Origin of the sequence: Pseudoflavonifractor sp. 60, from assembly GCF_009911645.1 — a bacterium.
Classification (GTDB): Bacteria; Bacillota; Clostridia; order Oscillospirales; family Oscillospiraceae; genus Lawsonibacter.
Window position 1 is genome coordinate 1 of sequence record NZ_QWKI01000394.1, and the last position, 538, is coordinate 538.

Annotated in this window: 1 pseudogene; it reads right to left on the bottom strand. The window is 51.7% G+C overall.

From position 1 onward, the window contains the following. Positions 1–48: 48 nt before the first annotated feature. Positions 49–538: pseudogene (locus D1646_RS22575) on the bottom strand (IS21 family transposase); the annotation flags it as partial.

Genomic DNA, 538 nt, shown 5'->3' on the forward strand with positions numbered 1-538 from the left:
ATGTCCTTCCTTTGATACGATATTCGGTGCAGAGCGATCTGCTTGCCTTCATAAGTAGGCCGCCAGCATACTGTCGAGGGCTACGACTGCCACATCTTTGCCGACATACTCCGCTGGCACGGAGTACTGATTCCCGGCGTAGGAGATGAGGCAGTCTTTTTGTACCCGCCTGAGATTGATCTTGTCGATGATGTACTCACGGGTAAGAGGACTCAGCCCCTCTTTTTTCAACCGCTCGAAAGGAATTTCGTTGGTGGTGGCGTGGGCGTTCCCGTTGACTTTATTGCACCAAGCCAGGGCCTGTCCATTCAGGTCTGCCAAGCTATTGTACTTGATTCCCACCATGAAATTATCCCTTACAAACTGCACTGTCCGCTCCACTTTCCCCTTGGTCTGACCTCGGTAGGGCCGGCACAGAATGGGCTTAAACCCGTAGAATCCCGCGAAATCCTCGAACTGCTGGTTCAATGTGGAGTCCTCCTGCTTCAGAAGCCGCTTGATGACTACCTGCTTCATATTGTCATATAGAATCTCCTCC